The organism is Myxococcus sp. AB056, assembly GCF_006547365.1.
Classification (GTDB): Bacteria; Myxococcota; Myxococcia; order Myxococcales; family Myxococcaceae; genus Myxococcus; species Myxococcus virescens.
Genome location: NZ_VHLB01000009.1, coordinates 1 through 26483, shown reverse-complemented (window position 1 = coordinate 26483; position 26483 = coordinate 1). Strand labels below are relative to the sequence as shown.

26 protein-coding genes are annotated in these 26483 nt (G+C 69.5%); 20 read left to right on the top strand and 6 right to left on the bottom strand.

The features are described from left to right. Window positions 1-117 precede the first annotated feature (117 nt). From FMP39_RS06075 to FMP39_RS06025, 11 genes are all read left to right on the top strand, one after another. On the top strand, window positions 118-768 hold the full coding sequence (locus FMP39_RS06075; protein ID WP_090489024.1) for a Crp/Fnr family transcriptional regulator: 651 nt from the start codon (window positions 118-120) through the stop codon (window positions 766-768). Between the two features lies 1 nt (window position 769). Next, complete coding sequence (locus tag FMP39_RS06070) at window positions 770-1525, top strand: MBL fold metallo-hydrolase (protein WP_011552771.1); 756 nt, start codon at window positions 770-772, stop codon at window positions 1523-1525. 62 nt (window positions 1526-1587) lie between these two features. Then, window positions 1588-2439 carry an acetyl-CoA carboxylase, carboxyltransferase subunit beta gene (gene accD, locus FMP39_RS06065; RefSeq protein ID WP_090489023.1) on the top strand — a complete coding sequence of 284 codons (852 nt, stop codon included), beginning with the start codon at window positions 1588-1590 and terminating at the stop codon, window positions 2437-2439. 71 nt (window positions 2440-2510) lie between these two features. Then, window positions 2511-3743 (top strand): folylpolyglutamate synthase/dihydrofolate synthase family protein, encoded by a 1233-nt coding sequence (locus FMP39_RS06060; protein WP_141589049.1) that lies wholly within the window; start codon window positions 2511-2513, stop codon window positions 3741-3743. Window positions 3744-3752: 9 nt separating this feature from the next. Beyond that, window positions 3753-5027, top strand: a complete 1275-nt coding sequence (locus FMP39_RS06055) for an alpha/beta hydrolase (RefSeq protein WP_141589048.1) — start codon at window positions 3753-3755, stop codon at window positions 5025-5027. Between the two features lie 18 nt (window positions 5028-5045). After that, window positions 5046-6542 carry an AMIN domain-containing protein gene (locus FMP39_RS06050; protein ID WP_141589047.1) on the top strand — a complete coding sequence of 499 codons (1497 nt, stop codon included), beginning with the start codon at window positions 5046-5048 and terminating at the stop codon, window positions 6540-6542. A 47-nt stretch (window positions 6543-6589) separates the two neighbouring features. After that, the gene (locus tag FMP39_RS06045) at window positions 6590-9226 is read left to right on the top strand and encodes an LPS-assembly protein LptD (protein WP_141589046.1); all 2637 of its coding nucleotides are present in this window, start codon (window positions 6590-6592) and stop codon (window positions 9224-9226) included. A gap of 59 nt (window positions 9227-9285) precedes the next feature. Beyond that, window positions 9286-9636, top strand: a complete 351-nt coding sequence (locus FMP39_RS06040; RefSeq protein ID WP_002634858.1) for a helix-turn-helix domain-containing protein — start codon at window positions 9286-9288, stop codon at window positions 9634-9636. A 76-nt stretch (window positions 9637-9712) separates the two neighbouring features. Beyond that, window positions 9713-11335, top strand: coding sequence for a hypothetical protein (locus FMP39_RS06035; RefSeq protein ID WP_228557714.1), 1623 nt, complete (start codon window positions 9713-9715; stop codon window positions 11333-11335). Between the two features lie 108 nt (window positions 11336-11443). After that, on the top strand, window positions 11444-12145 hold the full coding sequence (locus FMP39_RS06030; RefSeq protein WP_090489016.1) for a TetR/AcrR family transcriptional regulator: 702 nt from the start codon (window positions 11444-11446) through the stop codon (window positions 12143-12145). After that, complete coding sequence (locus tag FMP39_RS06025) at window positions 12094-12876, top strand: enoyl-CoA hydratase/isomerase family protein (RefSeq protein WP_141589044.1); 783 nt, start codon at window positions 12094-12096, stop codon at window positions 12874-12876. Before FMP39_RS06030 ends, FMP39_RS06025 begins: the two co-directional genes overlap by 52 nt. A 6-nt stretch (window positions 12877-12882) precedes the next feature. Here the strand turns inward: FMP39_RS06025 and FMP39_RS06020 are convergent, their stop codons facing one another. Then, window positions 12883-13872 carry a M23 family metallopeptidase gene (locus tag FMP39_RS06020; protein WP_141589043.1) on the bottom strand — a complete coding sequence of 330 codons (990 nt, stop codon included), beginning with the start codon at window positions 13870-13872 and terminating at the stop codon, window positions 12883-12885. 300 nt (window positions 13873-14172) lie between these two features. Here FMP39_RS06020 and FMP39_RS06015 point away from each other — a divergent pair, with 300 nt between their 5' ends. The 8 genes from FMP39_RS06015 (at window position 14173) to FMP39_RS05980 (ending at window position 18380) form a co-directional block, all read left to right on the top strand. Continuing rightward, window positions 14173-14697 carry a hypothetical protein gene (locus tag FMP39_RS06015; protein WP_194858260.1) on the top strand — a complete coding sequence of 175 codons (525 nt, stop codon included), beginning with the start codon at window positions 14173-14175 and terminating at the stop codon, window positions 14695-14697. Between the two features lie 17 nt (window positions 14698-14714). After that, the gene (locus FMP39_RS06010) at window positions 14715-15479 is read left to right on the top strand and encodes an endonuclease/exonuclease/phosphatase family protein (RefSeq protein ID WP_141589041.1); all 765 of its coding nucleotides are present in this window, start codon (window positions 14715-14717) and stop codon (window positions 15477-15479) included. Window positions 15480-15623: 144 nt separating this feature from the next. Beyond that, window positions 15624-16085 (top strand): phage holin family protein, encoded by a 462-nt coding sequence (locus tag FMP39_RS06005; RefSeq protein ID WP_011552783.1) that lies wholly within the window; start codon window positions 15624-15626, stop codon window positions 16083-16085. Continuing rightward, window positions 16075-16296 carry a DUF3618 domain-containing protein gene (locus FMP39_RS06000; RefSeq protein WP_090489005.1) on the top strand — a complete coding sequence of 74 codons (222 nt, stop codon included), beginning with the start codon at window positions 16075-16077 and terminating at the stop codon, window positions 16294-16296. Before FMP39_RS06005 ends, FMP39_RS06000 begins: the two co-directional genes overlap by 11 nt. Before the next feature lie 38 nt (window positions 16297-16334). Then, window positions 16335-16535, top strand: a complete 201-nt coding sequence (locus tag FMP39_RS05995; protein ID WP_090489004.1) for a hypothetical protein — start codon at window positions 16335-16337, stop codon at window positions 16533-16535. A gap of 35 nt (window positions 16536-16570) precedes the next feature. Continuing rightward, a complete protein-coding gene (locus FMP39_RS05990) occupies window positions 16571-17005 on the top strand; it encodes a hypothetical protein (protein WP_090489002.1) in 435 nt (144 codons plus the stop codon). 40 nt (window positions 17006-17045) lie between these two features. Further along, window positions 17046-17345, top strand: a complete 300-nt coding sequence (locus FMP39_RS05985) for a YtxH domain-containing protein (RefSeq protein ID WP_090489000.1) — start codon at window positions 17046-17048, stop codon at window positions 17343-17345. 111 nt (window positions 17346-17456) lie between these two features. Next, entirely contained in the window at window positions 17457-18380 is a 924-nt protein-coding gene (locus FMP39_RS05980) for a hypothetical protein (protein ID WP_141589040.1), read from the top strand. Window positions 18381-18405: 25 nt separating this feature from the next. Here FMP39_RS05980 and FMP39_RS05975 read toward each other — a convergent pair whose 3' ends face one another. Further along, complete coding sequence (locus FMP39_RS05975) at window positions 18406-19257, bottom strand: hypothetical protein (protein WP_228557713.1); 852 nt, start codon at window positions 19255-19257, stop codon at window positions 18406-18408. A gap of 143 nt (window positions 19258-19400) precedes the next feature. Here FMP39_RS05975 and FMP39_RS05970 point away from each other — a divergent pair, with 143 nt between their 5' ends. Beyond that, window positions 19401-21941, top strand: a complete 2541-nt coding sequence (locus FMP39_RS05970; RefSeq protein ID WP_141589038.1) for an adenylate/guanylate cyclase domain-containing protein — start codon at window positions 19401-19403, stop codon at window positions 21939-21941. Between the two features lies 1 nt (window position 21942). On the opposite strand, the gene FMP39_RS05965 is transcribed toward FMP39_RS05970, so the two are convergent. From FMP39_RS05965 to FMP39_RS05950, 4 genes are all read right to left on the bottom strand, one after another. Next, a complete protein-coding gene (locus FMP39_RS05965) occupies window positions 21943-22308 on the bottom strand; it encodes a ferredoxin (protein ID WP_141589037.1) in 366 nt (121 codons plus the stop codon). A gap of 156 nt (window positions 22309-22464) precedes the next feature. Then, window positions 22465-23229, bottom strand: coding sequence for an NADH-quinone oxidoreductase subunit I (locus FMP39_RS05960; RefSeq protein WP_090488990.1), 765 nt, complete (start codon window positions 23227-23229; stop codon window positions 22465-22467). Between the two features lie 42 nt (window positions 23230-23271). After that, on the bottom strand, window positions 23272-24720 hold the full coding sequence (locus FMP39_RS05955) for a complex I subunit 1 family protein (protein WP_141589036.1): 1449 nt from the start codon (window positions 24718-24720) through the stop codon (window positions 23272-23274). A 2-nt stretch (window positions 24721-24722) separates the two neighbouring features. Continuing rightward, a partial coding sequence (locus FMP39_RS05950; protein WP_228557712.1) for a 2Fe-2S iron-sulfur cluster-binding protein occupies window positions 24723-26483 on the bottom strand: 1761 nt, incomplete at its 5' end.

Below are 26483 nucleotides of genomic sequence, written 5' to 3'. Positions count from 1 at the left end.
CGGCCTTCTACCCGGCCCCCGCGCCGGTGTCTCGCGTGGCGTGTCGGCTGTCCCACCGGCGCGCACAGAAAAGGGAATTTGACCGGGCGAGTGTGGGCTGATTGACTCCTTTGCAGGATGGGCGCCGAGGAAACCCTCTTTCAACGTTTCGGCAAGGAGTTCCCCCAGGGCACCGAGCTCTTCCGCGAGGGAGAAGCCGGCAAGGAGATGTTCGTCATCCAGGCAGGACGGGTGGCCATCTCCAAGCGGGTCCGTGACGTCGAGAAGGTTCTCGCCGTCCTGGGCCCCGGTGAGTTCTTCGGGGAGATGGCCATCATCTCCAACAAGCCGCGCAATGCCTCGGCCACGGTCAACGAGGACGCGAGGCTGCTGGTCATCGACCCCAAGACGTTCGAGGGGATGATCCGCGGCAATGCGGAGATCGCCGTCCGGATGATCAAGAAGCTGGCCGAACGCCTCTCCGAGGCGGACGCCCAGATCGAGAACCTGCTGCACAACGACCCGGCCAGCCGGGTGGTGCACCAGATCATCCAGGCCTGCCAGAGCCGGGGCCGTCCGCTGGACGAGGGTGTGGAGATCGACTTCTCAGTGCGGGAACTGCCGCGCCAGATTGGTGTGGGCGAGCCCGCGGTCCGCGCCGTGGTGGACCGGCTGGAGCGTTCCGGTCTGGTCGAGCGGAACGGGGACCGGATGACCGTGCCGGACACGGCCAGGCTGCACGACTTCCTCCAATACCTGGAGATGAAGTGGAAGTTCGGAGACCTCTAGCGTGAAGCTGCGAGTCCTCGGCTGCCACGGCGGCGAGCTACCCAACTGCAAGAGCACCTGCTTCCTCGTCGATGACGTGCTGGCGCTCGATGCGGGGGCGCTCACGGGGACGCTGTCGCTGGATGAGCTGTGCCGCGTGGACCACGTCCTGGTGGGGCACAGCCACTTCGACCATGTGAAGGACCTGCCGCTGATGGCGGACCTGGTCATCGGCCGGCGCGACACCCCGGTCACCATCTACGCCTCGCGCGAGTGCGCCCGGGCCCTGCGCGACAACATGTTCAACAACGCGCTCTGGCCGGACTTCACCCGCATCCCGACGAAGCGCAAGCCCGTGCTGCAGATCAAGACGTTCCGGGCTGGCAGCAGCTTCCAGGTGGGCCCCTACACCGTGCGGAGCGTGCCGGTGAGCCACCCCGTGGAGTCGTGCGGCTTCATCATCTCCAACGGCAAGAGCGCCCTGGCGATGAGCGGAGACACCGGCCCCACGGACAAGCTGTGGAAGGCGCTGAACGAGACGAAGAACCTCAAGGCGCTGCTGCTGGAGACGTCCTTTCCCAACAAGCTCCAGTCGCTGGCCGACATCTCCGGCCACCTCACGCCGCACACGCTGAGCCTGGAACTCCAGAAGTTCGAGCGCAACGGCGCCTCGGTGCTGCTGTATCACCTCAAGCCCGCCTTCGTGTCGCAGCTCAAGAAGGAGCTGGCCGAGCTGCCGGTGGAAGTGCTGGAGCTGGGCGATACCTTCGAGCTGTAGACGCGTCGCGCCATACGGAAGGGTTGACGGCCGAATGCGGCCGGATTAACCCCGCCCACCCCATGGCCTGGTTCTCGAAGAAGCCGCGCATCGCCGTCGACACCGAACCGCAAGCCGAGCCCCGCCCGTCCCGCATGGAGGGTCTGTGGGCGAAGTGCGAGACGTGCGACGAAATCATCTACCGCCAGGAGTTGGAGAAGAACTGGATGGTGTGTCCGCACTGCGAGCACCACCACTACTGGGCGGCTCGCGCGCGGCTGGCGGCGCTGCTGGACCCCGACAGCTTCGAGGAGTTCGACAAGGAGCTGGAGCCGCAGGACCCGCTCGGGTTCAGTGACTCGAAGAAGTACAAGGACCGCCTGAAGTCCACCCGGAAGAACCTGGGCGAGCCGGATGCCTTCATCTCCGGCGTGGGCCGCATCCAGGGCCACCAGGTGTCGGTGGGCTGCTTCGTCTTCGAGTTCATGGGCGGCTCCATGGGCTCTGTCGTGGGCGAGAAGGTGGCCCGCGTCTTCGAGCGCGCGCACGAGCTGAAGTGCTCCGCCATCGTCTTCTCCGCGTCGGGCGGCGCGCGCATGCAGGAGGGCATCTTCTCCCTCATGCAGATGGCCAAGACGTCGGCGGCCATCGCCCGCTTCCGCACCGGCACGCGGCCGTACATCTCCGTGCTGCTCAACCCCACCACTGGCGGCGTCGCTGCGTCCTTCTCGTGGCTGGGCGACGTCATCCTCGCCGAGCCCAAGGCCCTCATCGGGTTCGCCGGTCCGCGCGTCATCGAGCAGACCATCCGCCAGAAGCTGCCGGAGGGCTTCCAGCGCTCCGAGTTCCTGCTGGACCATGGGATGATCGACGCCATCGTCCACCGCAAGGACCTGCGCGCGAAGCTGGGCCAGATCCTGGGGCTGCTGGGCTGAGCGCGCCTCGGACACCGGAGGAGGCGCTGGCCTTCTTCACGAAGCTCAACCCCTCTGGCATCAAGCTGGGGTTGGAGCGCGTGCAGGAGGCCCTGGCCGCGTTGGGCCACCCGGAGCGGCGGTATCCGGCGCTCCACGTCGCCGGGACGAACGGGAAGGGCAGCACCTGTGCCATGACGGCGGCGTCGCTTCACGCCGCCGGGCACCGCGTGGGGCTCTACACGTCTCCGCACCTGGTGCGCGTCAACGAGCGCATCCGCGTGGACAGCGAGGACATCTCCGACGCGGACTTCGGCCTGCGCATCCTGGAGGTGTTGGAGCGCTACCCCAGCGCCGTGTCCTCTCCCATGACCTACTTCGAGTTCGGCACCATCGTCGCCCTGTGGCACTTCGCCCAGGTGCGCGTGGATGTGGCCGTGCTGGAGACGGGCCTGGGCGGCCGGCTGGACGCCACCACCGCCGCCAGCCCGGTGGTGACGGCGATTACCCCCGTGTCCTTCGACCACATGGAGTACTTGGGCGACACGCTGGCGGCCATCGCGGGCGAGAAGGCGGGCATCCTCAAGCCGGGCGTGCCGTGTGTCGTCGCGCGGCAGGCCCCGGAGGCCTTGGAAGCCATCCTCCGCAAGGCCGAGCAAGTCGGGGCCCCGGTGCGGCTGGAGGGGCGTGACTTCACGGGCGAGCGTCAGCCAGATGGCGGCCTGTCGTACCGCGGGGCGACCTGGTCCCTGGATGGGCTGTCCGTCGCGCTGCGGGGGCCTCATCAGCGGCAGAACGCGGCGGTGGCGCTCGCCTGCCTGGAGGCCTTGCAGGAGCGCCGCGTCACCGTGCCACCCGAGGCCGCGCGTGCGGGCCTGGCGTCGGCGTGCTGGCCAGGGCGCCTGGAGGAGGTGGGGCAGCAGCCCATCCTCCTGCTGGACGGCGCACACAACCCGGCGGGCGTGGAGGTGCTGCTCGCGTCGCTGAAGGACCTCTACCCGGGGCGTCGCCTCCACCTCGTCTTCGGCGTGGTAGGGGACAAGGACCGGGGGCCGATGATGCGAGCGCTTTTGCCCGAGTGTGCCTCGGTGCAGCTCACGCCTTTGGAGACGCCTCGCTCGCTGGCTCCCGAGGCCTACCTGGCAGAGGCGCGCGCGTTGTGCGCGGACGTGACTGCCTGGCCGGATGCGGACGCGGCCCTTGCCGCGGCGCGCAAGCGGGCGGCCGCGAACGACCTCGTCCTTTGTACAGGTTCACTGTTCCTTGTCGGGATGATGAAGGCTCGCATGTATCGAAACCTTGGCGCGATGCATCAGCCGCCGTAGATTCAAGACATGCGCCTGCCGGACTGGAGAGCCGCCGCGACATCGGGGCCACCCATCCCCTCCATCGACGAAGTCGATTTCAGGGCGCTTTACTCGAAGACGAAGTACGTCGTGGAGACGGCGGACGGCTGGTCGCTGGTCATCACCCGCTACCGTCCTGTGAAGCAGCCTTTTCCGCAACCGTTGTTTGGTGAGCCCCTGCTGCTGGTGCACGGTTTCTCACAGAACCGGCACACCTGGACCAGCGGGCAGTTCGTCAAGAACCTGCTCTTCTTCGGGGTGGACATCCACATCCTGGAGCTGCGTGGCCACGGCAAGAGCTCCATCGCGTTCCAGAGGGAGCGCGCCGAGCGCTTCAAGCGCCCCCTGCCGCCGGACCTCGACTACGGCTGGGATATCGACAGCTACTTCCTCTACGACCTGCCAGCGGCCGTCTCCGGCGTGAAGCGCATCACCCGGCGCGAGCGCATCTTCTACTGCGGCCACTCCATGGGCGGGATGCTGGGCTACGGCTACGCCGGCATCCACAATGACTTCGAAGGCCTCATCACCATCGGCTCCCCGGCGGACCTGGGACGCGGCTTCATGCTGCTGCGTCTGCTGGCGCACGGCGCGCCCATGCTGGCCGGGATGATCGACCTGACGCTCGCCAGCCTCAACGTGGGCAGCAAGGTGGAGGGGGCAGGGCGCTCGCTGCTCGCGCGGGGCGTGGGCGTGTTGAACAAGGGCCTGGGACGCCGGCTGTCACCCCGCGCGCGGCGGACGCTGCGCTTCGACGCGGTGCCGGTGGACATCATCCTCAAGTCGCTGGAGCGCCAGCTCGCGAAGGCTGAGGACTCGCCGCTGTATCAACAACTCACCACGCGATTGAACCGTCTCATCAATCCGGAGCGGGTGAGCGCGGATGACATCCGCTGGTTGCTTCGCGAAGGGGGAGAGCGGGAGCCGCGCCGGGTGCTAGAGCAGTTCGCGCGGTGGATTCGCCGGGGAGAGATGGTCTGCTACCGCACCGGCTTCGACTTCAAGCGGGGCTTCGGTCGCATCGAGGTGCCCATGGCCATCATCTTCGGGGACCTGGACCCACTGGCCTCGCTTGAGTCGACGCGCAGCGTGTATCGCGCCGCCAAGAGTGAGTATCTGCTCTGGCGTCCGGTGAAGGGCAATAGCCACATCGAGCTGACGATGGGGCATGACATCCGGCAGATCTGCTACGACATCAAGAACCTCATCGAGTACGCGCGGACCCACCGGTATCGCTCGCCGAGCCTTCCGCGGCTCCGCTAGACGCGTCTGGACGGAAAGTTGGAGGCACGCTGGTGCGTGATAGCCTCTACGCTCTTCTGTCAACGTGAAGGGGTGTGGTCGATGAAGCCGTTTGCCGCGTGGCTGCTCGGTGTGGTGCTCGTGCCCTTCGTGGCGCTCGCGCAGGCGCCGGCCACGAACCTGAACACCATCACCGCGGTGCAGGTGAACGGTGGGACGGTGACCATCTCCGGCTCGCAGAAGGCCAACTTCACCACGTTCACCATGACGGACCCGCCGCGGCTTGTCATCGACATCTCCGAGGCCGTCTTCTCCGACGTGCCCGAGGAGATCGAGGTGGGCAATGGCACGGTGACGGCCATCCGCACCGCCAGCTATGGCTCCGAGGCGTCATCCATCGCGCGAGTGCTCATCGGCTATGAGCGCGAGGCGGAGGCGGACATCCAGGCCCAGGGCAACCAGCTCGTCGTTCGCGTCGCGGGCGGCGGAGGTCAAGCCGTGGCGCAGGCGCCGGGCACCGAGCAGCCCCAGGCGGGAAGCAGCGCCGCGGAGGCCGCCGCTGCCGCCGCGGCGGAGCGTCAGGCCCAGGAGAAGGCCGCCGCGGATGCCGCCGCCGCGGCGCGCGCCGAGCGTGAGGCCCAGGAGAGGGCTTCCGCAGAAGCCGCCGCCGCCGCGAAACGTGACGCGGAGGCCGAGGCGAGGCGTCAGGACGAGGCTCGGGCCGCCGCTCAGCGCCAGCAGGAGGAGCAGGCTCGGGCCGAGGCGGAGCGCAAGCGCCAGGAGGAGGCTTCGCGTGCCTCGGCGCAGGCCGCCGCCGACGAGAAGCGGCGCCAGGAAGAGTCGGCGAAGGCGTCCGCGCAGGCCGCGGCGGAGGAGAGGCGTCGCCAGGAGGAGGCCGCGCGCGCGTCCGCGCAGGCCGCCGCCGACGAGCGCCGGACCCAGCAGCAGGCCGCCGCCGAGGAGCAGGAGCGGCGCAAGGCCGCGGCCCGGGCCGAGGCCGAGCAGCGGAAGGCCGCTCAGCAGTCCGCCGCCGAGGAGCGTCGTGCCGCCGCGCAGGCCGCGGCGGAGGAGCGCCGGGCCCAGCAGGAGGCCGCCGCCGAGGAGCGCCGTCAGCGTCAGGCCGAGGCTCGTGCGTCTCGGGAGAGCCGCCAGAATCAGGCGGTGGCGCCCTCCCGGCCGAGCAGCTCCGGCTCGGTGGCCGCGGTGTCCTCGCGTCGCAAGACGCTGACGCTGGTGGGTTTCCAGCAGCAGTCGGGGGCCTCGCGCGTGTTCATCCGCACCAACGAGCCGGTCAGCTACTCCGTGTCGGAGCGGGGCCGCACCGTGGTGCTGGAGCTGGAGAACACCCGCGTGGACGCCAGCAACAACACGCTGCCACTGGACACGTCCTACTTCGCGACGCCGGTGCTCCGGGTGGACCCGAGCGCGTCCGGGCGGGATGTGCTCATCACCATCCAGCTCCGGCAGTCCGCGCCGTTCCAGGCCCGCCAGGAGGGCAACGTCATTTCATTGGACTTCCAGCGCACAGGCCGGTGAAAAGGGCGGGCCGCTCGGCCTGGGCGCGGCATACCCTGCACCCCTGAATGAGCTTCCTCGTTCCGCTCGCCGCTGCGCTGCTGGTGTCCACCTCGCAGGTGCCACTCGCCACCCCGTTGGCTTTGCCCAACGGTGAGACGGCGGAGCTGGCTGCGGACCTGGTCGTCTACGAAGCGGACACGAAGGTCGTCACCGCGCGCGGCAACGCCGTGCTGCGCACGGAGACGATGCAGCTTCGCGCCGACGAGGTGACGTACGACGAGGTGAACCAGCTCGTCACCGCCTCGGGCAGCGTGATGTTCGTGGGCCCCAGTGGCCTGGCCGCGGTCGCCGACACCGCGAAGATGGATGTGCGCACCTACGAGGCGAACCTCGAGGGCGGCCTCTTCATGCAGAAGCAGGGCGTCACCCAGGAGGCCCTGTTCACGGCGAAGACGCCCCAGGAGCTGCGGGCCATGGGGGAGACGCCCCTCCTCATGAGCGGCTCGCGCATCCGCCGGACGGGGGAGAACACCTTCCTCGTGGAGGACCTGGCCTTCACGCCGTGCAATTGCAGCCCGGGCGAGCCCGGCTGGCGAATGGAGGCCTCGTCGGCCACCGTCGTCCTGGGCGAGCGCGCCACGATGACGCTGCCCGTGGTGTACGTGAAGTCCGTGCCCGTGTTCGCGCTGCCGTGGCTCTACATGCCGCTGTCTCAGCGGCGCACCGGCCTGCTGCTGCCCAAGCCCACCTTCTCCTCGCTCAATGGCTTCTCCCTGGAGCAGCCCCTCTTCATCACGTTGGGGCAGAGCTACGACGTGACGCTCACGCCGGGGTACTTCAGCGGCGGCTACGAACTGCATACCGTTCCCGGCGCCACCGAGCAGGTCCGGGAGCCGCGCTACCTGGGCGTGAAGGGGCCGCGCCTGCTCACCGAGTTCCGTTATGCGCCCAGCGAACGGACCCGGGGACGGGCGACGCTGGGGTTCCTCTACGACCTCAGGCCCATCCGGGATCCGCGCAGCTTCGTGTTCTACCGGCGAACGGAGGGCGGAGTCGCCTCGCCTGAGTTCGTCGACGAGCGCCGAGGACTCCGGGGTGAGGCGTCGTGGCAACACACCCAGGACATGGGGGGAGGGTGGCACAACCGCGTCGACGCTTCGTTCGTCTCGGACGGCAACTACACCCGCGACCTCACGGCGGACCTCGTCACCCGCGAGTTCACCTACCTGCGCAGCACGGGCACGGTGTTCCAGCGCCAGGACGACCTCTATGCGGGGCTCGACGTGGCGCTGCGCCAGGACATCAGGTGGGGGTACCGCTTCTTCCAGGACAACCGCATCCCGGCGGCCACGGACCCTTCGCGTCCGGACCTGAAGGGCCCCACCACGTTCCAGCGCTTGCCGGCCATCACCCTGGCCCTGCCGGAGCGGCCCGTGCTGGGCGGAATCATGGGGGGCCTGTCGGTGCAGTATCTGCGGCTCGCGCCCCTGCGAGGCGGGTACGGCGACGAGGGCATCGACGGCATCTTCCGGGCCGACGGGTTCCATGTCCCGTTCGGCTCTGCCGGGTGGCCGTTTCCCGCGGACACCACGCAGTCCGACGGCATCTTCAATTCGAACGACCGCGAAGCCCGCGACCGCGTGGACTTCTTCCCCCGCCTGTCGACGTCCTTCGGTCTGGGCAGTCTGATGCGCGTGTCGCCCTCGCTGGGGATGCGTCAGGACGTGTGGCTGGGCGAGGTGTCGGGCCGGACGTGGCAGAGGGGTTACCCCATCGCCGGGTTGCTGCTCGAAAGCCAGGTGGCGCGCGTCTTCGAGGGACGTGAGACGAGCTTCCGCCATGCCATCACCCCCTCGCTGGAGCTGCGCTACGTGCCGGGCGGGTGGGGCCGTCTTCCCTCGGCCGGGGCCTCCGGGGAGGACCTGGCCCGCCCCTATGACGAAGTGGATGCCGCGGTGCCATTCCAGAGTGACGGCCGCACTCGGGGCTTCCTCCACGCGGTGCTCGCCGTGGACCAGACACTGCGCTTCAAGCGCGGTAACGACATCCGCGAACCGCTGCGCCTGCGCATCGGACAGGGCTTCGACCTCACCCGACACGTTCCCGCGGCGGGGAAGGTGGACGACCCGGGGCCCGTGCTGCGCGACACCTTCGCCCGCCTCAGCGCCACCGCCGGAATCTTCACGGCCGCGGGCACCGTTCGCTACGACCCCAACGCGGGCCGCATCTCCGGGCTCTCCGCGGAGGTGAATGTCGACAACGGCAAGGGGCACGCCGTGTACGCGCGCTTCGATGACCTGCTGTGGACCGGGGGAGATGCGCTCAACCGCGGCGCGGATCCCCGTTCCGTGGGGCCCGATGTGCTCCGCCGCTCGTTGGATACCTTGGTAGGCGGACTATCCCGAGTAGAGCCCGGCTTCCCTCCGGCCGAACGGGCTCAGGCCCTCATCGCGGGTACGCGTTTGAAGCTCGGATTTGGGCTGGGAGTGCGGTACGAAGCAATTGTGCAACCGCTTTACCAGGATCTAGTAACTCAAGAAAATCGCCCTCTTGCTCAGCAGACATTCGGCCTCTCGTATGGGCCTGCATGCGACTGCTGGCGGGTAGAGGGGGTGGTGACGCTGCGGCGAGAGCTGGGGCTGGAATTCTCCGGCATCAACCTCATCGTGGCGGATTTCGGATCCTTTGGTTCCGGAGGCTAGGAATCACCAGCGGTGGGTGGTGGTTCCTCTAACCCCGAAACAGCCAGGAGAAGTACTTCGTGTCGGACCTCGGAAAACGAATTGGGCAGCGCATCCGCGAGCTTCGGACACAGCGGCCGGAGCGCTGGACGCAGGAAGAGCTCGCGGAGCGGGCGCAGATCAGCGTGTCGTTCCTTTCCATGATCGAGCGTGGCGAGCGTGTCCCCCATGTGGAGACGCTGGCGGCCCTGGCCAACGCCCTGGGCGTGAGCCTGGGCGAGCTCTTCACGGGAACGGAGCAGACCCTTGCTCAGACGGAGGACCTCCTGCGGCCCCTGTCTGACTTCGCGCGCGCCCGTGGCCTCACCGCCCGGGACGTGGACCGTCTGCTGGGCGTGGCCCGGGTGATGTTCAGCGGCACCGCCGCCTGACGTTGCCCCCTGGGATTCCAGGCCCTGGACGCAAGAGGGCGCCGGTCCACCTGTCCTGTCCTTGACTGGACGGTAGGTGGCCCGGGAAGATGCGGAAGATGCGCTGTGCGCTGCTCGCGTACAGCCCGCTTCCTTCATCGCCTTCAAGGAGTCTCCACTGATGCGTCCGGGTCTGGCCCCGTGGGTGGCCTTCGCGAGCCTGCTGTTTGTTGCATGCTCGCCGTCGGCCCCCGCCACACTTGAATTCGTGGACCAGTCTCCGGCTCAGCCGCGACTGGGAGAAATCACCACGCTGCGCTTCCGCGCGGTGGACTCCCGAGGCCAGCCGCAGGCGGGTACGCCGGTGTCCTTCACGCTGGAGTCCCCCGTTCCGGGCGTCGAGCTGTCGCCCACCGAGGGTGTCACCAACACGGGTGACGGCATCGTGTCCGTGCAGATGACGGCGCGCGGCGGCCGGGTGGCCTCCGCCGTGGTCATCGCCACCGCCGGCACGGGTGCCGAGATGAAGCGGGCCGTCTCGCCGGTGGTCAGCTTCGCGGGCACCAACTCGAACTCGCGTCAGTTCACCTTCCAGTGCGGTTCGTTCTCGGGTGACGGCTCCGGTCTGCACCACGCCGTTGGCGCCTGGGACGAGACGCGCGCCCTCATCGCGGGTGTGAAGGTCCGGTGCATCGCCCACGTGGGCGATCGCAACGGTGACGGCGTGGTGGGCGCCCAGGTGTCCTTCCTCACGGAGGCGGGCACCATCGGTCCCAGCGCCGTGTCCGTCACCGACGTGGTGGGCAACGCGGAGGTCCTCTACAAGACGTCCCTGCCGCTGCCGCAGGACGTGGAGCCGGGCATCTTCACGTGGAACCCGCTGAAGGACGCGACCCACACGGGCGAGTACCTGGCGCCGCTGTGGATGCACCCCTTCCTCTGGGACGAGAACCCCATTGCCGCCTACGGCAACGCCGCGCAGCCCCAGCAGGACCGTCCGGAGCCGCGCCGTCCGGACCCCATCCGCCCCGGCATCGTCCTCAACCCGCGTGACAACCTGGTCTCGCTGATCGCCATCACCAGCGGTGAGGAGGCCTTCGACGACCTCAACAACAACGGCGTCTGGGACACGGGCGAGCCGTTCGAGGACCTGACCGAGCCCTTCGTCGACAACAACGACAACGGCACGTGGGACCCGGGCGAGCGCTACGTGGACACCAACGGCGACGGTCGCTGGACGGGCAAGAATGGCCAGCACGACGCCAGCACGCTCATCTGGGTGCAGGAGCGCATCCTCTGGACGGGCATGCCCCACGCGCTGGACAAGGACCAGACGCAGCGGCAGCTCGACCCGCTGCCCAACGCGCCGCCGCCGCTCATCAGCCACTTCGGTGGCATCTCGATTTCGTTCATCGTCTCCGACCCCTGGTACAACCGCATGGCCCAGAACAGCGGCAATGACGGTTGCAGTGGCGGCGCGTCCGGCCCCGTCACGGTGTCCCCGGCCAACACGGGCATCGCGCTGACCTACCCGTCCTTCAACTTCGAGACGTACCTGGTCAGCGATGCGCACGAGCCGCCCGCCGAGGGCCCGCCGCCGCCGCCCTTCAACCCCCCGGTTGATTGGAGGGTGACGCCCATCTGCAAGTACACGGCGGCACAGCTCGAGGGCCACGAGGCCATCGTCCAGGGACCCGTTGTCCGGGGCACCGTGGAGTAGTCTCCGTCGTTTCGCCGGGCGGGCCCACGAAGGCATTGACCCCAGGGCCCGCCCTCCGTAGGTTCTCCGCTGGTTGACTGGCGAATCACCCGCCGGTGGAGGACAACCGTGGGTCAGCAGAGCAAGCCGGCGGCGGAGAGTGGCACGCGCGAAAGCGAGCGCCGCCGCACCATCCTCCGCGCGGCCATCGACGTGTTCGCGCGCAAGGGCTACCACGGCTGCCGCATCGCGGACGTGGCGAAGGAGGCCGGCGTCGCGTACGGGCTCGTCTACCACTACTTCAAGAACAAGGATGAGCTGCTCGAGACGGTGTTCGACACCGGCTGGAGCGGCTTCGTCACGCGCGTGCGCGCGGTGGTGGAGGGCGAAGGCCCGCTGGCGGAGAAGGTCCGCGGCATCGTCGAGGTAGCCTTCGAGGCCTACCGCGTGGACCCGCGCGCGGTGAAGGTGCTCATCCTGGAGATTGCGCGCAGCCCGGCGGGCTCGCGCATCAACCGGCAGACGGCCTTCGTGGATGCCATCCGGCTCAGTTCGGCGCTCTTCAACGCCGCGGAGGAGCGGGGTGAGCTGCGGCCGGGGCTGGACCCGCACCTGGCCTCCGCGCTCCTCTTCGGCAACATCGAAATGGCGCTCACCGCCTTCGTCGTGGGGCTGGCCGACGCGCGCGACCCCGACGCGTTGGAGCGGGCGAAGTCGCAGATTGCCGACTCCTTCCTTTACGGCGTCCTCACGGGTGCCCAGGCAGCGGAGGTGTCCGAATGGAAGCCGGAGAAGTCCGCTACGAAGTCCAAGGCGCCCAAGCGCTCCTGACCATTGACCGGCCCAAGGCCCGCAACGCCTTGTCCCCCGAAGTGGTGCGCGAGCTGATGGCCGCGCTGGAGCGGGCCGAATCCGACACCTCGGTGCGCGTGGTGGTGCTGACGGGCGCCGGTGAGAAGGTCTTCTGCGCGGGCGGGGACCTGGGAACCATGGCCGGTGACGAGGGCTTCCTGTCCACGCACGAGGGCCGCCGTTCCTATGGGCGGCTGCTGGCGCGCTTCCAGGAGCTGCGCAAGCCCACCGTGGCGCGCGTCAACGGGCACGCGCTGGCGGGTGGCCTGGGGCTGGTGCTCGCGTGTGACCTGGCCGTCGCCGTGGAGGGCGCGGACCTGGGCACGCCCGAAATCGACGTGGGCCTCTTCCCGATGATGATGATGGCGCTGCTCCAGCGTCACCTGGGCCGCAAGCGTGCGCTGGAGCTGGTGCTCACCGGAGACCGGCTGCCCGCGCGCGAGGCGCTGACGTTGGGGCTGCTCAACCGCGTGGTGCCGGCCGCGGAGCTGGACGCCGCGGTGGGCACGCTCGCGGGAAAGCTGGCGGGAAAGAGCCAGGCGGTGCTGGCGTTGGGGCGCCGTGCCTTCTTCACCGCCGAGGACCTGCCGCTGCCCGCCGCGCTGGAGTACCTGGCCTCGCAGCTGTCGCTGAACGTGCTGGCGGACGACGCGGGGGAGGGCATCTCCGCGTTCCTGGAGAAGCGTCCCCCGAAGTGGAACGATCGCTGACGCCGGTTACGGCGTGCCCAGCTCGGCGTTGCCGCCCCGGGCGACGCTGGGCGGCAGGTGCGGGAAGAAGTCCAGCTTCAGCAGGCGCTCTCCGTCCACCCACAGCCCGTCCACCTTCACGCCCCAGTGCAGGTGCGGGCCGGTGACGCGGCCGGTGCTGCCCACCTTGCCCAACAGCTGGCCTTGCTTCACCTGGGTGCCCGGCTTCACGTCGATGCGGGACAGGTGGAAGTACGCCGTGTAGAGCCCCGCGCCGTGGTGCACCAGCACGGTGTTGCCCGCCGCGTAGTTGTCGCGCGCCATCACCACCGTGCCGTCGTTGGCGGCCTGCACGGGCGTGCCCGGGTCCCCGTCGATGTCCACGCCGAAATGCTGACTGGACACCTTTCCGTTGAAGGTGCGGCGGTCGCCGAAGGGCGCGGTGATGCGGTCCGCCCTCGGCCACGCGAAGTTCTGCGCGAAGTGCGGCGCGCTGAAGTCCTGGGCGAAGGCTTCAGCGAAGGCGCGGCGGTCCGCGGCCATGCGCTTGCGCACCGACGCGGGCGGCTTCACGTACTTGCCGGCCACGCGCAGCTCGCGAGACGGGTAGCCGGGCTCCACGACGTCCAGGGTGCCTGTCAGCTCCACCTGCGGCGCGCCCGGCGTGACGGGGCCCGTGGCCTTCACCTGCGCCGCGCCGGGCGTCAGCTCCACTGGCAGGCCGGCGACGGCCAGATAGCCATCACCCCAGGGGAAGAAGCGCAGCGCGCGTCCTGCGAGCGTGCCGGTGGGAGGCGCCGTCATGCCGCTTACCGCCACCAACACCGGGTCTCCCGGCTTGGCTGCGGCAGGCTGCAGCGTCAGCTGGGGAGGGGCCTCCAGGGAAGCGTCCTCGCTGGATGTGCGCACGGGGACCGACGCGGTTTCGGTCGCACCGGCCTTCGCTCCAAGGGCGAGCAGGGCGAGTAGCAGGAACGGGGACTTGGAATACTTCCGGCCGGGTGCATGCGAAGGCATGGGCCGTTTTTACACCACGTCGCGCGCAACTCTTCCCGGAGTGTGGTGTGGAGCCGCCGGACGCCTGCTCCGTCCCTCGAAAGCGCTCGGCTCGTCGCCTGGGTGGGACGATGGCCGCACGCCTCCTCTGCGCGGAGCCGACGCCAGAGGTTGTCGGTACTTGGACGACGCATCTTGTCCGCGTACCGCCTGCCTGGCTGCAGGGCAGGCGGGCCACCAGGGCGCATTCCGTCAAGGCGTACCCGGGGGACTGGGGGCTTCCTAGCTTCTGAACGGACTCGTTGATTGGGAGATTCGCGGATGCCTCGTCCCTATAGCTTTGACCACTACCAGGTTCCGAAGACGCTGCCGGCGCCGAAGCGAAGCCTGCGTCGGCAGGACAAGGCGCGGCTGGCTCATTCCAAGGCGCATCCCGAGGCCATGGAGAGCCACGAGGGCGTTCACTACGGCAAGCGCTTCGCGGAGACGGAAGAACTCTACATCGCGCATCAGATGGAGGCGGAGTTGGAGGAATTGGCGCGGCCCGAGCCCGACGCCAAGTTCTCCCACGGCCCGGAATTCAAGGCGGCACGTGGCACGTCGAAGGGCAAGGCGCGCACGACCTCCGCGACCGTCGTGGGAGGAACGGCGCCGATTGGCGCGCTGCCACCCACGCGCGAGCAGCCGCCGCGCGGGCGGCTGCCGGAGATTCGCGAGGAGGCGGAGCACCAGCTCCAGGCCCTGCGGGGCGGCCTGGGCGACGCCGTCAAGGCCGTGTCCCGGCTCATCCTGCTGCCCGTCACGGTCGTCCGCATGGCAGCGGGCCGCATCCTTCCTCTGTCCTGATTGGATGAGCGACGCGCGTGGAGCTGAGGCTCGTTTCGTACAACATCCACAGTGGTATCGGAACGGACGGCCGCTTCGACCTGGGCCGCGTGGGCGCGGTGCTCCGCGAAGTGGACGCGGACATCGTCGCTCTCCAGGAGGTCGGCGACTTTCGCGCGGTGACGCCTCGGGAGGACCAGCCCGAACATCTGGCGGACATGCTCGGGCTGCACATGGCCTTTGGTCCCAATGTCGTGCGCAACGGCCGGCGCTACGGCAACGCCATCCTGTCGCGGCTGCCCATCGTCAAGTCGAAGAACTACGACTTGAGCGTGGGCCGCCGCGAGCCTCGCGGCGCGCTGCGCTGCGACCTGGACATCGGGGGAGGGCTGCAGCTCCACGTCTTCTCCCTCCACCTGGGCCTGCGCCTGGGCGAGCGGCGCAGGCAGGAGGCGCTGCTGTTGTCCTCGGACATCCTCCGCGATGCCGCGCGGAAAGCCCCGTTGGTGGTGTGTGGAGATTTCAACTACTGGGGCAATGGCCCGGTGCCCTCGCTGGTGCGCCAGGCCATCCACGACGCGGCGCTGGAGCTTGGCGCGCCCGCTCGCACGTATCCCACGCGCCTGCCCCTGCTGCGGCTGGACCGCATCTTCGTGGACGCGGGCGTGCGCCCGCTGTCCATTCACCCTCATCGGACGGCGTTGAGCCGGGTGGCGTCTGATCACCTGCCCCTCGTGCTGCGCTTCGAGGCCCCCATCGCCGTGGAGCCTTCCATCTCTCCTCCTGTGCAGCTCATCGGGTAGAGTGGCCGGATGGGCCGGCGCGCGCGTTCACTGGCCGACGCTTGCGTGCGCCGGACAAAAACTCCGTGACGCGGTTGTCGCGGAACAGGTGCATGCCTAGGTTGGCCCGCACCTGAGAGGCCGTATGCGTCGGCCGGAGAGCGCATGCACGTGGGAAGTGAACAGGCAGAGCGCGGGATTTCCGCGCTCGTCGGGCGCATGGCCGACGGCTTCAGCCGGCTGGTGACGCAGCACCTGCAGCTGGCGCGCATGGAGCTGGCCGAGGACGTCAAGGCCACGGGCTTGGACGTGGCGATGATTGTCGCCTTCGTGCCCTTCATCCTCGTGGGCTATGGCTTCGTGTGCGCGGCGCTGGCGGCGTGGCTGTCCACGTGGTTGGGATGGGCTGGAGCGCTGGCTGGAATCGGCCTGCTGAATCTGGTGGGAGGCGCGGGCGGCGCGATGTGGGCGGTGAACCGCCTGAAGGCGCGCCGGATGATGGACGATACGTCGCAGGAGCTCTCGCTCAGCATGGCCGCGCTCACCAACGCCGCCCCCAGCGCCTCCGTGAATGCGCTCCAGGGCACGAACCGTGAAATCTTCAAGGAGCCCCCGCATGGCCGGTAGCAATGGACAGCCCAAGGCCTACAGCCCCCGCAGCAGCGCGGACCTGCGTGCCGAAATCGAGCGCACGCGCGCCGAGCTGGCCACGTCCGTGAGTGCCCTTCGCGAAGAAGTGGCCGTGGCCGCCGACTGGCGCCAGTGGGTGAGCCGCAATCCCTACGCGTGTGTAGGCGCGGCGTTCGTGGTGGGCTTCTGGTTGGGCTCGCGCGACTGACGACTGCCGTAGTACCCCCAATTGAGGAGATGGCTTCGATGGAGATGAATCCGCAGCAGATGGCCGACAAGGCGCGTGAGCTTCAGGACCGCGTGGTGCCGCAGATTGACGAGGCCCGTCAGAACATCGTGGACCTGAACAACCGCGTGGTGAGCTTCATCCGCGCCAATCCCGGCACGTGCCTGCTGGGCGCCGTGGCCGTGGGTTTCCTCGTCGGCCGCATTGCCTCGCGCCGCTGAAGACGCGCGCTGGAACCACACGAGAGGGTGAACGCATGACGACGTTTCCAGGTGCATCGGGCAATGGCATGCCGCAGGACCCGCAGGGCGGCGGCTTCGGGCAGCGAGTGGACCACATTGGCAGCGACGCGCAGCAGCTCTGGTCCGACGCGCGCGGCGCGGTGACGGACTTGGGGCAGACGCTGGACCTGCGGGGGCGCGTGGAGCGCAACCCGTACGGGATGATGGCGGCCGCCGTGGGCGTCGGCTATCTGCTGGGCGGCGGGCTCTTCACGCCGCTGACGGCGCGCATCCTCCGGCTCGGCGTGCGCCTCGCGGCGCTGCCACTGGTCAAGGATGAGCTGTTGGGCATGGCGGAAGCGGCCTTCCAGGGCTATCAGACTGGACGTGGTATGGCTGGTCCGGGCCCGCAGGGCTCCGCCTCCGCGAACGCCACTTCCGCAGGCACTCCTCGCCCGCCGACGTACTGAGGCCGGGCTTTCCTCCACCCCACAACCCCCGGAGTCTCAAATGGTGAACTTCAACAACCTCAAGAAGCTGGACAAGGACGACCTGCTGCACCTGGTGGGCCTGGAGACGCGTCGGGACACGGTGGACACGCTCCTGCCCGTCGTGGGCGCCTTCGCCGCGGGCATCCTCGTGGGCGCGGGCCTGGGCCTGCTGCTGGCGCCCAAGCCGGGCAACCAGCTGCGCGATGACCTCCGTCAGCGCCTGCACAGCGGCCAGGAGTACCTGTCCAACGCGGTCGGCCGCTCCTCCGAGGGCGCGGCGCAGACGGGCCCGCAGGGCACCGTGTCTCGCACCGCCTGATTCGCGGCACCCGCCGCGCGCGGCCCCGGACGGGGCCAGGGGCCTCCATTCGCGCCGGCAACGGCCGCGGGTGGGGGCCTTCCCGTTTGGAGCCGGTTAGAGTCCACGGCCGTGAGCGAGACGACGCAGGGTGGGATGGTGAAGCACGCCGGGGCCAGCGAGGGCGTGAGCCCGGACGCGGCGCTGGCGCGGCTGCGCGCGCTGGAGACGCTGGAGTCCGGGTATGAGGCGTGGCTGGAGCTCCAGGTGGAGCACGCGGCGTCGCGCCTGCGCTTCCGTGAGGAGCGCGAGCGGCTGGAGCAGCAGGGCTCGTTCCTGCTGGGCGCGGTGCGCGCCGCGGGGCTGACACCTGCGTCGGGCGCCGAGCCCGCGCTGGTGACTCCGCCCGCCGCTTCAGGGGACTTCCTGCGGGACGCGGAGGACAAGCTGACGCAGGCCCGCGACGCGCTTGCCCGGCGAGAGGCGGAGAGCGAGGCGAAGCATGCCGAGGCCTTCGCGGAGATTCGGGCCACGCTCAAGGACCGCGTCCAGCGCTACCTGAGCGCGAGCCGCCCATCCCTGACGTTGCTGCTGCGCCGTGTGGGGACGGAGCGCGCGATTCTCCATCTGGAGCGCGTGTCCGGAGACACGCCCGTGCTGCTGTGCTTCCTGTTCGCGGCCAGGATTCCGTCCCGGTACGGCTTCCTGCTGGATGACGCGACCGAGGACGTGTCGCTGCCGCCCGCGCCGCTCTATGCCGACGCGGGCGTGGCCGCGGACGAAGTGCGTCCGGACGCGGTGGGGTTGGAGTCGCGCGTGCGGGGGGCAGGGGAGGTGGTGCCGCTGAAGGGCTTCCTCCCCGTGTTCGTTCCGCGCCCTTCGGGAGGCGAGGACTTCTTCCGGTTGCTTCAGCGGGGCGTGGTGCTGGAGGTGGAGGTCGCGGACGGGACGGCCTTCCGCAACGTCCTCTCCCGCGAGGAGTCGGAGCGCTTCGCGGGGCACCTGCTGCGCCTCAAGCTGGAAGGGCGCATCGGGCTGGACATCGAAGTGGGCTGACGCACTTCGCGCCGTTGGGGCTGTCCTAGCGCGTGCGCACCACGCCCACCTCGGCGGTGCCCGCCAGCAGCGCGCTGCCGAGGAACAGGTTGCCGGATTCGGCGCCGCCCATTCGCACGGCGTGGAAGATGACCAGGTAGGTCTGCTCGCGCTGGGGGAAGGCGGTGCCCGGAATCGTCACGCGGGCCTCGCGGTACGGGCCCGGCAGGCCCACCAGTTGGAGGAACTGGACCGGCGTGGAGGGCAGGTTGGTGTACGTCGGCTCGCCCTGCGCGCCCTCGGCGCTCAGGGGCACCACGGTGACGAAGCCGAGCGTGCGGTCCGTATTCGCCGGGGGCGCCGGCCGGTCGAAGGACAGGGGCGTGCTCGCGTCGATGCGCAGGAAGCCTTCGGGCGGGTGCAGCGCGGCGATGGTCTCCTTCATCGGCGCGTCGTCCACCTGGCCCACGTAGCGCGTGCCACCCCGGTTCGCGATGAACTGGTAGGTGGCGCCGGGCTGGTAGGTGAAGTCGGAGGCGCCCACGCTGGTGCGGCGGTAGTTGCCGGAGCCCTCGTCCGCGAGCGCCGTGGCCTCGCCACCCACCGGCTGCACCGTGATGTCGGCCCCCGCCAGGCCGGAGGGCTGCGAGTTCTCACCCGTCTTGCTGCCAAAGAAGACGATGGCGGCCGTCTGCGCGGGCAGGGCGAGCACGTCGCCACCGTCCGGGCTGAAGGTGCCCGCGTCATAGCCGGCCAAGGCGGAAGCGGAGACCTCCACCTCCGGGGTGGAGAGCAGCGTGCCGACCATGACGTGGTCGGCGGTGAGCTGATCCAGGTCGCAAGCCAGGAAGGCGAGGGAGGAGGCGGCGAGCGCCGCGGACACCAGGGTGCGTTTCATGGGAGCACGAGCATAGCAGGCACCCCCGCAACGACGCCCTCGCGCGGGCCCATCTCGGAGTATCCTCCGGACCACCCGTGCAAGGTCACCGCGTTCACTCCGCAGGCCGGCGCTTCCTGAAGCGGCTTGGCGTCTCCCTGTTGATGGCCCTCCTCTTCGGAGGCGTGCTGGGGCTGCTCGTGTACCTGCGCCCCACAGGCTTCGTGCCGCCCAAGGACCCGCCGTCGGCCTGGGTTCCCTCCGCGGCGGTGGATGCCGCGCAGGCCTGGCTGGAAGGCTGGGAGCGTGTCACCTACGACTGGCGCGTGCGGGAGCTGGGCGAACGCTCCGAGCGTCCCGACGAGGCCGTCGTCATCGCCATCGACGACGAGACGCTGGCCGAGGCCCGCCAGGATGTGCGCCCTGGCGTCGCCACGCAGCCCTGGCCGCGCCAGCTCGTGGGCCGCATGGTGCGCCGGCTGGTCCAGGAGGGAGCGCTGCTGGTGCTCGTGGACCTGCCCTTCACGGACCTGAGCCCCAACGCCTGTGCCGAGGCCTCATCCGCGTCGGCCTCGTCGCTCTCCTGCGACGACGCGGCCTTCGCCGCGCAGTTGGCGAAAGACCCGGGCCGGGCGCTGCTGTCGTTCACCTGGGAAGCGCAGGGGCCCCGGGTGCTGCCCCCCGCCAACCGCCTGTGGCCGTACCGCGTGAAGCTGGGCGTCTATGACGCGTCCGAGGCGGCCTCCCTGCGCGCGCAGGCCGTGCTCGCGGCGCAGCGTCCCGCCTTCATCATCCCCGCGGGCAGCCAGGTGGAGGTCTGGGGCGGCGCCATGGACGCAGCGGACGGCAGGGCGCTGGGCTCGCGCCTGGGCGCCACCGCGCATGTCCTCGAGGAGCGCCGCGCCGCGGATGACAGCTACCGCGTGGGCCCCACGGAGCTCTTCGTCGCGCTGGCGGAGGTGCAGGTGGAGGGACTGGACGCGGCGAACCTCATCGAGCTGCGCCAGGTTCAGCACCCCGTGGTGCCGCTGCTGAGCGGCAGCGTGGGGTTCGGTGCGTCCACGCTCGTGGCGGGCCGGGACGGGCGCGTGCGCGCCGTGGCACACCTCATGAGCTACACCGTGCGCGGCAAGCGCCATATCCTGCCGTCGCTGCCCCTGGCCGCGGCCATGCGGCTCGCCGGTACGCGCTCGCTCCGCTACGCGGACGGCAAGCTGCACGTGGGGGACCAGTACGCGTTCCCGATGAGCACCTCGGGCCTGAGCCTGCTGCGCTGGGATGCGCCCAACGCGGGCCGGGGCTCACGCGGCTCGCTGGCGCGCTCCATCCGCGCGTGGAACGTGCTCCTCAACGTCTTCGACGTGGCGGACGAGCGCCCCGCGCGCTTCGAGAATGACCTGGAAGGCCGCACCGTCGTCCTCACGCGGACCGCCGGCGAGTCCGCGCACCTGCGTTCCACGCCCCTGGGGCCGGAGACGCCGGGGGGCGCGATTCTGGGGCAGGCGCTGGCCAACATCCTCCGTTCGGAGGGCATCACCCGCGCGGCGCCGGATTTGGACCTGCTCCTCACGGTGGGGCTGGCCTTCCTCGGCGCCTTCCTGGCGCTGTCGCTCAGCTTCCTGCTGCGCTCGGTGCGCGGCGCCGTGCTCTACGTGGGCTTCCTGGTGGCGGCGGGCGCGGGCTACGCCTTCGGAGCCGCGTACGTCTTCGTCGAACAGCGGCTGTGGGTGGCCATGGCCGGGCCGCTGCTGGCCATGGTGGGCGCCTTCGTCGCCACCCTCCGCTATGCCTACGGGACGGAGCGGCAGATTCGCGACTTCGTGCACAACGCGCTCGGCCGCTACGTCAGCCCGGACGTGGCCCGCCTGGTGGCGCGGGACTTGAGCCTGATGCGCCCCGAGCGCCGGAAGATGTCCGTGTACGTCTGTGACATCGAAGGCTTCACGCGGCTGTCGGAGAGCATGCCGCCCGAGCAACTGGTGGGCCTCTTCAACGCGTACCTCACGGAGATTTCCGCGGTGGTGCGGTCCACGGCGGGGCAGGTGGACAAGTACATCGGCGACTCGGTGCTGGCCTTCTGGGGCGCGCCGGTGCGCACGGACCGCCACGCGCACCTGGCCTGCGAGGCGGCGCTGAAGATGCGGGAGGTGCTGACCGAGCGTCAGTCCGTCTGGGAGAAGAAGTACGGCCACCGCCTCAGCTTCCGCGCGGCCGTGGACACCGGGGAGCTGGTGGTGGGCGACCTGGGCAGCGAGATGAAGTCCAACTACACCGTGCTCGGAGACGCGGTGGGGCTGGCCTCGCGGCTAGAGGCCATCAACAAGGTGTACGGCACCTACGTGCTGGCCGGAGACACCACCGCGCAGCTCGCCAGCGGCAGCTACGTCTTCCGCGTGGTGGACCTGGTGCGCTTCAAGGGCCGGCCGCAGCCGGTGCGCGTGCATGAGCTGGTGGCGCGCCGCGGAGAAATCACGCCCCGCATGCAGGAGCAGCTCGCGCTCCACGAGCAGGCCCTCACCGCCTACCACCAGCGCCGCTTCGCGGAGGCGCATGCCCTCTTCGAGCGCGCGTCACACGCGTACCAGGACACCGTCGCCGCGCTCTACGCCGGCCGCTGCGCCCGCTTCCTCGTCACGCCGCCGCCCGCGGACTGGGACGGCGTGCACGGCATGGAGGAGGGCGAGCCCACCGCCGCGGCGGCGTGAGTCATTCCTCGCCGTCGTCCGAGTCCGGCTGGCCGAAGAGCTCCTTCACCGGGGCGTCCTTCGCGATGTGCTCCGTCACCACGCGGCGCATCTTCTCCGCCGTCATCGCCGAGTAGTACACCTCTCCCGGCCAGCCCATGAGCTGGTAGTCCTCGGGAGAGAGCGGGTCTCTCTTGCGGCCGGTGTCCTCACGGACGACGACGTTGGGCCCCATGTGGCAGAAGCCGTAGCAGCCGCCGCGGTACAGCTCACAGCGCGGCACCAGCCCCTGGCCGGAGAGGGCGTCCCGGGCCTCGGCGTAGACGGCGTCCGCGCCGCCCGCCTTGCAGCTGGAGCCCTTGCACACCGACAAGCGGTAGCGCTTCACGGCGGCGTCTCCTGGAGGCCGCCATCAAGCGTATTGAAGAGGTTCAGCTTCACCACCAGCCCCCTGAAAAAGCGCCGGCCCGCCTTCCGCTTCAACGCGGGAGGGCGGGCCGGGAGTCCTGGTGAGGCCGCTTACGGCCTCACTGGGAATCTGGATTCACTTGATGAACTTCGTCACCTGGATGGGGCCCTGCTGCGTGACGACGGCCTGGTGGCCCGCCTGGGCCCCCGCGGGCAGCGCCTTGCCGTGGCCGCCGTGCTCTCCGTGCGGCAGCTTCAGCTCCACCAGGCCCTCACCGATGCGCGTGTGCGCTTCCTTGTGGACGTGGTGCGGCTCCTCGGAGCCCTCGCGCTTGTTCCACGGGTCCGACGGGTGGGACACGGGCGCGCCCTTGAGCAGCTTCGGGATGTCGTAGACGAAGTTCTGCCGCGTGTACTCGGGCGGGGTGTGCATGTAGGTGTCCATGCGGATGGCGTCCTTGGGGCACGCATCCACGCAGAGGCCGCACACGATGCACCGCAGCTCGTCGATGACGAACTGGGTGGGGTACTTCTCGATGACGCGGTCCTCGGAGTCCGAGGCTTCGTCCTCGTACTCGCCCGCCTCGATGTAGATGCACTGCGCCGGGCAGATGGTTGCGCACATGTAGCAAGCCACGCAGCGCGGCTTGCCGTCCTCGCGCGGAACCAGCCGGTGCAGGCCGCGGTAGCCCTCGGGGTAGATGGGCTTCTCCTCGGGGTACGCCACCGTCGTCATCAGGCTGGCGCCGGTGCGGTCCACCACCTGCGTGTTGGTGTCGCGCGTCCCGAAGAGGTTGCGGAAGAAGTGCTTCGCGGTGATGCCCAGGCCGCGGAGCAGGTTGGGCACATAGGTCCGCTCGCGGATATCCGTGCGAGGGTCCTTGCTTACCTTGTAGGCCATGATGGTTCTCGATTCCCGGATGCTGGGGCCGAAAGGGGCGGCCTAGTGGGTGGAGACCGGGGCCGCGCCGTGGGCGTGCGCCGGCAGGTCATGGGCACCGTGCCCACCGTGGGCGTGGCCATGTCCGTGGTCGTGACCATGGCCGGCGTGCGCCCCGTGCGCACCGCCCGCGGGGACCTTCGTCGTCGTGGTCAACACCACCAGGATACCAATCTCCGCGATGCCGAGGACCGCGAGCGCCCGCAGGGACGGATCCCAGAGGACCAGCGCACCGGTCACGAACACGTTCACCAGGCCGAGGGGGAGGAGGATCTTCCAGCCCAGCGACTGAATCTGGTCGTAGCGGAAGCGGGGGAACGTCCAGCGGATGAGCAGCTGCACCCAGATGAGGAACAGCACCTTCAGCCAGAACACCGTGCCCAGGATGGTGCCCAGCAGCCAGCCGTGCTCCTGCATGATGGGCAGGTTGGCCAGCCACTCATTGCCGAAGGGCAGGTGGTAGCCGCCGAAGAAGAACGCCGTCGTCACGCCGGCCAGCACCACGACCTCCACGAACTCGGAGATCATGAAGAGGCCGAACTTCATGCCGGAGTACTCAACGAAGTAGCCGATGATCTCCGACTCGCCTTCCGGCAGGTCGAACGGGGCGCGCTTGGTCTCCGCGAAGGACGCGGCGAAGAAGAGCAGGAAGCCCAGCGGCTGGATGAAGATGCCCCACGCGGGCAGCCCCAGGTCGAAGGCGCCGTCCGTGCGCCACAGGTAGCGGCCCTGGCCGGTGCCGCCGGTGAGCGCGTTGCCGATGTCACCGATGATGGCCGGGAACTGCACCGAGGAGAACGTGAGGAAGATGCCGACCAGGGACAGGCCGAGCGCGACCTCGTAGGCGATCATCTGCGAGGTGGCGCGCACGCCGCCCAGCAATCCGAACTTGTTGTTGGAGGCCCAGCCGGCCAGCGCGGTGCCGTAGACGGCCAGCGAGGCGATGGCGAGCACGTAGAGGGCGCCGAAGTCCGGCGTGGCCACCACCATGTCCACGTTGTGGCCGAACACCTGCACGGACGGACCGGCGGGCACCACGGCGAACAGGGCGAAGGTGGGCGCGAAGGCCAGGATGGGGCCCAGGTTGAACATGAACCGGTTCGCGGCGGCCGGAATCAGGTCTTCCTTGGTCAGCATCTTCAGCACGTCCGTGAGGATGTGCGGAAGGCCGCCCAGCGAGCGGTTCTTCAGGCCGGGCAGGGCGATGCGAGCGCGGTTGGGACCCATGCGGTCCTGGATGAACGCGCTCCACTTGCGCTCCGCCATGGTCAGCAGCGTGGCGATGACCATCACGAAGATGAGGACGAGGAACAGCACGTTGGTCAGCCGGCTCGCGCCAGTGAACCAGTGCTCCTCCACCAGGCCACCCACGAGGTAGGCCGACGCCATGCCACCCGCCATCAGGAAGACGATGGTGAACATGGCGACGAGAATCGTCAGTACGCGGCTCATGACTAGATACCCCTCACCCGAGGCGTGCCGAACTCACGGTACCCCGCGGGGCGACCGTCGGCACCTGCCGGCAGCGGATTGATGCCCGGCTTCTCCCGGTCCGCCGGAGACGCCTTCTCCCAGTTGAACTCCGCGAACTCGGCCACCTTGCCAGCCAGCTCGCGCCACACGTCGACGGCGCGCTTCCAGGTGGACTCGCCACCCAGCTCGCGCGTCAGCTCCCTGACCCACTCCCAGCCCGGGACGACGTCGCCCTTGGGCGGGTACGCCTTGCGGAAGCGCTGGATGATGCCGTCCTGCTGCACGAACGAGCCCTCGTCCTCGACGGGGACGGAGGCCGGCAGCAGCACCGTGGCCTGCGCGGTGATGGCGGACTCGGTGAAGGCCTGCGCCACGAACACGTCCAGCTGACCCGCGGCCTCCGCGAAGGCGTCCACGTTGCCCGGCACCTCGGTGCCGATGGCGTAGAGCGCCTTCACCGTTCCCGCCGTCAGCGCGGTGGTGAGCGCGTCGAAGGTCTCCAGCTTGAGGCCCAGCCCCTTCGCGATGAGCTCCAGGCCCTTGCGGTTGGGGTTCTTGTCGGCCGTCATCAGGAAGTGGTCGGCGGAGCCCGAAGGACGGCCGCCCACGTACACGGTGGACACGCCCAGCGTGCTCTTGGCGAAGTTCAGCCCGGCCAGCAGGTCCTCGTTGGAGGCCAGGGGCGAGGCCAGCACCGCCAGCTGCTTGCTGCCCTGCACCGAGCGCAGCGCCTTGGCCGCGGCCTGGACCGCTTCCTTGCGCGTGGTGACGGGCACCGCCTCGCCGGCGCGGTTGGCGCGGCGGCCCACCTGCGCCTGGAGCACGCGGCCCAAGTTCAGGTACTTGTAGGTGAGCCGGCCCTCGTCGCACATCCAGCTCTTGTTGATGGCCTCGTTCTCCCGCGGGCGGTAGCGGTACGAGTCCTGCGACATCCAGTCCACGTAGGTGGTGCAGCCGCGCGAGCAGCCGGTGCACACCGACGGGGTGGCGGACAGGAACCACGCGCGCGCCTTGAAGCGGAAGTCGCGGCTGAGCAGCGCGCCCACCGGGCACACGTCCACGGTGTTGAGCGAGTAGTTGCTGTTCAGCTCGCTGCCCGGGAACACGTCGATGCGCTCGTGGCTGCCGCGGCCGAACACGCCCAGCTGCGGCTCCTTGGCCACTTCGTTCATCACGCGCACGCAGCGGGTGCACATGATGCAGCGCTCCTGGTCGATGACGACGCGGGGCCCCAGCACCTTGCGCTTGTTCTTGAGGGCCTTGGTGCCCTCCAGGCGCGAGGGCCGGTAGTCGTACTTCATGTAGTAGTCCTGCAGCTTGCACTCACCGGCCTGGTCGCAGATGGAGCAGTCGACCGGGTGGTTCAGCAGCAGGAACTCCATCACCGCGCGCTGCTGCTCCTTCACCTTGGGCGTGGTCGTCTTGACGACCTGGCCTTCGGCCATGGGCGTCTGGCACGCGGGCACCATCTTGGGCGCGTTGGACGCCTCGATGAGGCAGATGCGGCAGTTGGCCGCGATGGAGAGGCGCGGGTGGTAGCAGTAGTAGGGGATGTCCGAGCCGACCGCCTTGGCCGCCTCGATCATGTTCGTCCCCGGCTTCACCACGACTTCCTTGCCGTCGATGGTGGCGGTGATGAACCCCGGGTTCTTCGGCGCCGGCTTGGGCGGCGGGCCGGAGGGCGGCTTGGGCGGCGGCGTCCCCGTGGGGCCGCTGGCGGCGGCGGGCGGGTTGTCCAGCTT

Coding starts and splice junctions, on each gene's coding strand:
- FMP39_RS06075 (WP_090489024.1), top strand. CDS start 118: ATGGGCGCCGAGGAAACCCTCTTTCAACGTTTCGGCAAGGAGTTCCCC.
- accD (WP_090489023.1), top strand. CDS start 1,588: ATGGCCTGGTTCTCGAAGAAGCCGCGCATCGCCGTCGACACCGAACCG.
- FMP39_RS06055 (WP_141589048.1), top strand. CDS start 3,753: ATGCGCCTGCCGGACTGGAGAGCCGCCGCGACATCGGGGCCACCCATC.
- FMP39_RS06045 (WP_141589046.1), top strand. CDS start 6,590: ATGAGCTTCCTCGTTCCGCTCGCCGCTGCGCTGCTGGTGTCCACCTCG.
- FMP39_RS06025 (WP_141589044.1), top strand. CDS start 12,094: ATGGAAGCCGGAGAAGTCCGCTACGAAGTCCAAGGCGCCCAAGCGCTC.
- FMP39_RS06020 (WP_141589043.1), bottom strand. CDS start 13,872: ATGCCTTCGCATGCACCCGGCCGGAAGTATTCCAAGTCCCCGTTCCTG.
- FMP39_RS06015 (WP_194858260.1), top strand. CDS start 14,173: ATGCCTCGTCCCTATAGCTTTGACCACTACCAGGTTCCGAAGACGCTG.
- FMP39_RS06005 (WP_011552783.1), top strand. CDS start 15,624: ATGCACGTGGGAAGTGAACAGGCAGAGCGCGGGATTTCCGCGCTCGTC.
- FMP39_RS06000 (WP_090489005.1), top strand. CDS start 16,075: ATGGCCGGTAGCAATGGACAGCCCAAGGCCTACAGCCCCCGCAGCAGC.
- FMP39_RS05995 (WP_090489004.1), top strand. CDS start 16,335: ATGGAGATGAATCCGCAGCAGATGGCCGACAAGGCGCGTGAGCTTCAG.
- FMP39_RS05990 (WP_090489002.1), top strand. CDS start 16,571: ATGACGACGTTTCCAGGTGCATCGGGCAATGGCATGCCGCAGGACCCG.
- FMP39_RS05985 (WP_090489000.1), top strand. CDS start 17,046: ATGGTGAACTTCAACAACCTCAAGAAGCTGGACAAGGACGACCTGCTG.
- FMP39_RS05975 (WP_228557713.1), bottom strand. CDS start 19,257: ATGAAACGCACCCTGGTGTCCGCGGCGCTCGCCGCCTCCTCCCTCGCC.
- FMP39_RS05970 (WP_141589038.1), top strand. CDS start 19,401: ATGGCCCTCCTCTTCGGAGGCGTGCTGGGGCTGCTCGTGTACCTGCGC.
- FMP39_RS05960 (WP_090488990.1), bottom strand. CDS start 23,229: ATGGCCTACAAGGTAAGCAAGGACCCTCGCACGGATATCCGCGAGCGG.
- FMP39_RS05955 (WP_141589036.1), bottom strand. CDS start 24,720: ATGAGCCGCGTACTGACGATTCTCGTCGCCATGTTCACCATCGTCTTC.